Source organism: Elizabethkingia argenteiflava (genome assembly GCF_009904105.1).
GTDB lineage: Bacteria > Bacteroidota > Bacteroidia > Flavobacteriales > Weeksellaceae > Elizabethkingia > Elizabethkingia argenteiflava.
Window position 1 is genome coordinate 1 of sequence record NZ_JAAABJ010000102.1, and the last position, 6,826, is coordinate 6,826.

Annotated in this window: 7 protein-coding genes and 1 tRNA gene; 6 read left to right on the forward strand and 2 right to left on the reverse strand. The window is 35.4% G+C overall.

The genetic code is table 11. The annotated features are described in order from the left end of the window. Positions 1-145: 145 nt before the first annotated feature. A tRNA-Ile gene (locus tag GNY06_RS00545) sits at positions 146-219 on the reverse strand. 273 nt (positions 220-492) lie between these two features. On the opposite strand from GNY06_RS00545, the gene rbfA reads away from it, so the two are divergent. The 6 genes from rbfA to GNY06_RS00575 all read left to right on the forward strand — a co-directional run bounded on the left by rbfA (position 493) and on the right by GNY06_RS00575 (position 6,456). Beyond that, positions 493-852, forward strand: a complete 360-nt coding sequence (rbfA, locus tag GNY06_RS00550) for a 30S ribosome-binding factor RbfA (protein WP_166518335.1) — start codon at positions 493-495, stop codon at positions 850-852. A 3-nt stretch (positions 853-855) separates the two neighbouring features. Next, positions 856-2,058: an ABC transporter permease gene (locus GNY06_RS00555; RefSeq protein WP_166518336.1), complete on the forward strand. Its 1,203-nt coding sequence runs from the start codon at positions 856-858 to the stop codon at positions 2,056-2,058. Between the two features lie 37 nt (positions 2,059-2,095). Continuing rightward, positions 2,096-2,830: a shikimate dehydrogenase family protein gene (locus GNY06_RS00560; protein ID WP_166518337.1), complete on the forward strand. Its 735-nt coding sequence runs from the start codon at positions 2,096-2,098 to the stop codon at positions 2,828-2,830. 66 nt (positions 2,831-2,896) lie between these two features. After that, positions 2,897-4,762, forward strand: coding sequence for a DUF349 domain-containing protein (locus tag GNY06_RS00565; RefSeq protein WP_166518338.1), 1,866 nt, complete (start codon positions 2,897-2,899; stop codon positions 4,760-4,762). Positions 4,763-4,825: 63 nt separating this feature from the next. Next, positions 4,826-5,857, forward strand: a complete 1,032-nt coding sequence (ribD, locus tag GNY06_RS00570) for a bifunctional diaminohydroxyphosphoribosylaminopyrimidine deaminase/5-amino-6-(5-phosphoribosylamino)uracil reductase RibD (protein ID WP_244614319.1) — start codon at positions 4,826-4,828, stop codon at positions 5,855-5,857. A gap of 2 nt (positions 5,858-5,859) precedes the next feature. Continuing rightward, entirely contained in the window at positions 5,860-6,456 is a 597-nt protein-coding gene (locus GNY06_RS00575) for an IMPACT family protein (protein ID WP_166518339.1), read from the forward strand. Positions 6,457-6,516: 60 nt separating this feature from the next. On the opposite strand, the gene GNY06_RS00580 is transcribed toward GNY06_RS00575, so the two are convergent. Continuing rightward, a partial coding sequence (locus GNY06_RS00580) for a transposase (protein WP_166518340.1) occupies positions 6,517-6,826 on the reverse strand: 310 nt, incomplete at its 5' end.

A 6,826-nucleotide genomic window follows, 5' to 3' on the forward strand; every position in this document is an offset into this window, starting at 1 on the left:
CATTTGGTAGTAAAATTTTGCTGCGTTTCATTGCTCTAGTTTATTAACGATTTTATTAACGTTTGTAAACCGCAATGCTAAAAAAGTAAATTTAAAAAACCTGCAAACCCTTTGTGGGAGAGGGTTTGCGAGGGTTTTTTTAGAGTGGCCCCACTTGGGCTCGAACCAAGGACTTGCTGATTATGAGTCAGCTACTCTAACCAACTGAGTTATAGGGCCTAAAATCAAAAGTTATTTATATACCTTTGTTTTTATCGGTGTGCAAATTTAATAAAATTATATGAAATACAAAAAAAATAAAGCTTTTTTTAGAAAAAATATCTTCCCATGTCCTTGGATTTAAATTTTACAAATATAATATGCTTATTTTCAGTATTCTAAAATATAACAAGGATTGCTTTGTTTTTTTAATGATAGTAGGTTCTCCGTAAAATAAACTAATAAAAAAGAACAAGAAAAAAATTAAAACAAAAATCTTAAATTTGCAATATTATGGAGAGTAACAGACAAAGAAAAATAGGACAACTAATACAAGAAGATCTAGCAGAGTTTTTTCGCCAGCAAGCTGCGAATGCAGGCCGGGGTCTGTTGATTACGGTTTCAGGTGTTCGAGTGAGTGCAGACTTAGGTATAGCTAAGGTATATTTAAGTATCTTCCCTCCAGAGTTGAGAAAAGGGGTGATGAAAGAGGTAGAAGAGAATAAAACTGTTTACCGCAACTTTATAGGACAGAAAATGGCAAAGCAAGTGCGGGTAATACCTCAGTTAAATTTTTATTTAGATACTACATTGGATGATGCAGAAAGGGTGGAGAAAGAATTAAAAGGAGAGGGAGATAATCCTATTTTATAAAAGTTGAAATCGACCCCATTTTATATTGCACAGCGCTATCTGATTTCTAAAAAAGGAAGTCAGACAGTAAGTTTTATCACCGGTTTAGCTGCTTTTGCAATGATGGTAGCAGTAGCGGCCATGTTTATTATCGTGTCAGTTTTCTCAGCTCTTATAGATCTTAATAAAAAGATGATATCGGATATTCATGCCGATCTAACTTTATCTTCTAAGAAAGGAAAAAGTATTCAGGATGTAGCCAAAGTAACCAAAATTTTAAGCCAAGAGCCTGAAATTGCTCATTTTTCAAAAGTTATTGAAGAAAAAGCTTATATCCATTACAAAGGAGTGGGAGAAATTATATACCTAAGAGGAGTAGACTCTGCCTATACTCAGGTAAATCCTATAGACAAGAATGTTTTTTTTGGGAAATATCCTTCTTTTAAATATTCCAATGAAGTAGTAATGGAGAGTCAGTTAAGCGACAGATTGGGGGTTCCCGTGAACTCTGATAGCGATTACGCCCAGATATTAATGCCGCGCCCTGGCGTAGGTTTTATTAGCAAACAGGAAGATATTTTCAATAAAAAAGATTTCTATGTAACGGGTGTTTTTTCTAGCCAAGGGCCGTTGGCCAATTATATAGTGGCGCCTTTAGAGCTTACAGCTCAACTTTTGCAGCTTCCCAGAAATACGGCTTATAGTATTGTGATGAAGCTCAAGAATCCGGAGAAGGCCAATGAGGTCAGAAAAAGCCTTTCTGAACGTTTAGGAACAGGGATTATACTAAAAACGAAAGAAGAGGAAAATGCTGCTTTTTGGAAAATGATTAATACTGAGAAATTAATGATTTATCTTATTTTTGGCTTGGTAATTTTGATTACCACTTTTAATCTTGCGGGAGCGGTTATCATTATTCAGTTGGATAAAAAAGAGCAGGCAAAAGCCCTTATTTCAATGGGGATGACTTTGTCTAAACTAAGAAATATTTATTTTAATACGGGCTTATTGATCGTGATCTTTGGGGTATTATCTGGACTTTTTGTAGGGACTGTGATTTGTTATTTACAGTTGCAGTTAGGTTTATTTAAGGCTACTGACGTGCTTCCTTTTCCTGTAAAAATAGAATGGCAAAACTATTTTATTGTTGCGGCAATAGCATTTTTATTTGGAGGCATTGTCTCTTGGTTTTTTTCGCGGGGAAATCAAGCTCAAATTAAAAATTAATCTTTAAATATTGCGGGTGTTTTTCTAACTTTGAAGCATGGAAAAACACCTTGAATTAGGATTAATCGGTAAAAATATTAGCTATTCTTTTTCGCAAAGATATTTTGAAGATAAATTTAAAAAACTGGAGCTTTCGTCCTATACTTATACTTTATTCGACTTAGACTGTATTGATCAGGTGGATTTACTTTTTAAAAATCCCCATTTGAAAGGCTTTAACGTAACGATTCCCTATAAACAACAGATCATTCCACTTTTGGATGAATTGAGCCCAGAAGCCTCCAAAATTGGGGCTGTAAATACGGTTAAAATTCTTTCTAGTGGTAAGAAAAAAGGTTTTAATACGGATGTTTTTGGCTTTGAAAAAACCTTACTGGCACATAAAACGCAGGGACATAACGCGGCCCTTATATTGGGGGATGGAGGGGCTGCTAAGGCTGTTAAATATATATTGGATCAACATCACATCCCACATACAACAGTATCAAGAAAGGGGGCTTTAAATTTTGATAACCTCAAATCTGCTACTGTCTCTGCACATCCTTTAATCATCCAGACCACGCCTGTAGGGACTTTTCCTCATGTTCAAGACTGTATTGAATTTCCTTTTGAGGGACTTTCTCAGCAACACCTTATTATTGATCTTATCTACAATCCCCATTATACAAAATTCATTAAAAAAGCCGCCGAAAAGGGGTCGAAAACAGTAAATGGTTATTATATGCTTGAACAGCAGGCAGAAAAAGCATGGGAAATTTGGAATTTAGAATAAAAATACAATATATTTATAGCGATTAAAGGTAATGTTAGCAATTGCGCATTTTTAAATAAACTCGTTATGGCTTCAATAGACAATAAACAGGATGAAAAATTAAAAGAAAATCAACAGGACGCACATTCCTCACAGCAGCATCCTGTTATCCATCATACTTTTTTCGACGGAGATCGGGAGGTAGATGAAGATCAAGATTTGCATAGTGAGGATTATACGCATTTTTCTATGGAAGACATTACCAAGAAAGCAGAAAAAATTGTTAATTCTACTCAGGCAGGTGCTATGAGTAAAGAGTTTTATGCGTTGCGTGATGCGTTTAACAGCGCATGGGATGACGAAGTAAAAGATAAAAAGCAAGCCTATATAGCTGATGGGGGCGATGAGGAGAGTTTTGATTATCAATCACCTTTGCGTTCAAAATTCAATGCTTTAATAAATATTTTCAAAGAAAAACAAGAAGATTATCACAAAGGGATAGAAAAAGAAAATGCAGAAAATTTATCCCATAGGCGATCTATTATTGAAAAGCTAAAAAATCTGTATACCAATACAGAACCTGGAACCAACCTTTTTAAAGCTATTCGGGAAGTTAAAGAAGAATGGCAGCAAGCGGGGCAAGTTGCCAAATCTGAATTTAAAACGCTTAATAATGACTATTTCCATCATCTCAATCAGTTTTATCAGATGTTGGATCTTAATAAAGAATATAGGGAGCAAGAATATGCGCATAATTTAGAGAAAAGAAAACACATCATAGCGCGTGCAAAAGAGCTTATTGAAGAGCCTGTAGTACAAAAGGCGCTCAATGAATTGCAGTATCTTCATAAATTATGGAAAGAAGAAGCGGAGCCTGTAGCCGAAGAATTCCGAGACAGCACATGGGAAGAGTTTAAAGAGATCTCTAATCTTATCCACCAGAGAAAAGCAGAGCTTTTTGCACAGATTGAAATTGAACAAAAAGTGAATCTCGATAAAAAAAATGAAATTATCGACCAGCTTAAAAAACTATCTATACCTGAAAAAGAAGCCTCACACTCTTATTGGCAGGAAGCTATAAAGAAAGTGGAAGAACTGAGGAATAGTTTTATATCTTTGGGGAGTGTCCCTAAGAAACTTTCCAATCAGAATTGGACAGATTTTAAAGAAGCATTACGCGGATTTAATGCCTCTAAAAATAATTTTTATAAAGGTTTAAAGAAAAATCAGCAAGAGAATCTTGAGCGGAAAATACAATTGATTCAGATCGCAAAAGATAATCAGAATTCTGAAGACTGGGATGTAGCAGTACCATTATTTAAAAGGCTTCAAGAAGATTGGAAGACCATAGGTCATGTACCTCGTAGCCAATCCAATCGGATTTGGGATGAATTTAGGGAGGTTTGTAATTACTTTTTTTCTAAATTCAGGGAAAAAGGAGATGCTTCCACCGACGATTGGAGGGTAAATTATAAAAGAAAAAAAGAACTTCTAGAACGTCTTAAAGATATCGAAGAGGGAGAGAATAGTACAGAGGATATCAACCTGATTAAAAATGAATGGAATTCTATAGGTAAAGTTCCTAGAGATAAGATCAGTATTAATACAGAATTCAATCAGGTGCTCAAAAGTAAGATGAGGCTAAATAAGATGAAAGATTATCAACTTTCGGATGGCAATCTATCAGAGACACAACTTACAGATAAAGCTCGGAAAATTAAAAATCAGATTGCAGACTCTGAAGCGGAAATCTCCAAACTCGAAAATAACCTCGCATTCTTTACCAATCCTACCCGAGAAAATCCTCTTTTAAAAGCTACGTATCAAAGTTTAGATACCAAGAAAGAGGAACTGGAAGGATTAAAGTCCAAGCTACATCAGATGATTGCAGATCATGACAACCCAAAGGCTGAAGCCTCCGATCAGGAAGGGGAGGAGTTGATAGAAGAATAGAGAATAACGTACACATAAAATCTTTCCAACATTGATGTTTTTGTCGATGTTGGATTTTTACATATGCAACAAGAACATTACACTTATATGCAGCGTGCTATACAGTTGGCATGTAAATCTTTGGGAAATACTTATCCCAACCCCTTGGTGGGGAGCGTTATCGTTTCACAGGGTCGTATTATAGGAGAGGGCTGGCATCATAAAGCTGGGGAGCCGCATGCTGAAATCAATGCTATGAATAGTGTTCAGGATAAAGAAAAGCTTACCACTAGTACCTTATATGTTACTTTAGAGCCTTGTGCTCACTATGGTAAAACACCACCTTGTGCAGAGAAAATTATAGAATGGGGTATTCCAAAAGTCGTTATAGGAAGTATGGACCCTCACGAAAAGGTAAATGGAAAGGGAAAGGCCCTATTAGAAAAAGCGGGTGTTGAGGTAATCACAGGAGTTCTGCATCAGCAATGTGAAGATCTTAACAAGCGCTTTTTTACTTTCCATCGTAAACAACGACCTTACATTATCTTGAAGTGGGCTCAATCTGCAGATGGCTTTATGGATAAAGACTTACGTCCTTATAAAATCAGCAATAATTTGTCTCTTCAAAAAAGTCATCAATTGCGTGCAGACGAGCATGCAATTTTAGTGGGCACTCAAACCGTTTTAAATGATAATCCAGATCTCACGGTAAGAGAAGTAAAAGGTAATAATCCCATACGTATCATTTTGGATAGAAAACTTTGTATTCCCAGCAACTACAAGGTATTAAATAAAGAAGCAACTACCCTAATTATAAACGAAAAAGAGCAAAAATCAGAAGCAAATTTACATTGGATAAGCCTTGGTTTTGATCAGAATTTATTAACCCCTTTACTTGATATTTTATACAGAAAGCAAATACAATCGGTTATTGTAGAAGGCGGAGCTTATACCCTACATCAATTTATAAAACAACAACTTTGGGATGAAGCTTGGGTTTTTACGGCCGAAAATTTACACCTGAATCATGGTACAAAATCACCCAGACTCACACATAGAGAATTTAGTATAGAACAATTGAGAGATAACCAGTTAAAGATTTATAAAAATATATAATTTTGGAATCTAGTTACAGTTATAATACCATTGATGGACCCATATTAGATGTAATCCTTAAAGAAAAGGGGAGTAAATTTATTTCCTATGCTTATCCCGTATTGGATGAAGAGCAGTTAAAACAAAGACTTGAGGAAATTAAATCATTGCATCCTAAGGCCACTCATCATTGTTATGCTTTTCGTTTAGGTCTCAAAGGTGAAAATTATCGAGCCAATGACGACGGAGAACCTTCCGGAAGCGCCGGATTACCTATTTACAATCAATTGTTGAGACACAATATTACCAATGTATTATTGATTGTCGTCCGCTATTATGGAGGAACTAAACTGGGGGTAGGTGGTCTGGTGAAGGTTTATAAGGAATCGGCTAAACAAATTCTCGACTATGCTCAGATCGTGACTAAGGAACTAGAAAAAACATTGATTTTAGAGTTCGATTTTGGTTATCAGAATCAGATTTTTACCCTACTCAATAAGTTTAATGCAAAGGTGGTGGATTTTCATTCAACTACTTATGGTCGGATAAAAGCTTTGGTAAGGCTAAAAGTCGAAAATGAAATGATGCAGGCTTTGGGGGGTATGCTCAAGAACAGGTAATTAATATTTATAATCGATATAAGAGGTATTATAAAGATATATATTGTACTTAGATCCTGTTTAAATTTTGTTCAATAAATGTTTTATAGCGGCCACTTTAACCATTTCTTCTGCATTTTCGATTAGCAGTTCATAAATTCGGCATAATCTTCGATCGTTATCAAACCAAGCAAATGTTCTTTCAATAATCCATCTTTTATGGATAGGCTGAAAATTCTTTTTTTGCTTATCAGGCCTTAAAATAACCTGAATAATGTATCCAAACCCCTTTTTTACCAGATCTACTATTTCCCCACGATAACCACCATCAGCTAGAATAACTTTAATGCCACAAAGCATTTCTTTTAACCCGCGCATAAGTAAAATAACA

What these genes read in the sequence shown, in the direction of transcription:
- GNY06_RS00560 (WP_166518337.1), top strand. Translation starts at nt 2,096, where the DNA reads ATGGAAAAACACCTTGAATTAGGATTAATCGGTAAAAATATTAGCTAT.
- GNY06_RS00565 (WP_166518338.1), top strand. Translation starts at nt 2,897, where the DNA reads ATGGCTTCAATAGACAATAAACAGGATGAAAAATTAAAAGAAAATCAA.
- rbfA (WP_166518335.1), top strand. Translation starts at nt 493, where the DNA reads ATGGAGAGTAACAGACAAAGAAAAATAGGACAACTAATACAAGAAGAT.
- ribD (WP_244614319.1), top strand. Translation starts at nt 4,826, where the DNA reads ATGCAACAAGAACATTACACTTATATGCAGCGTGCTATACAGTTGGCA.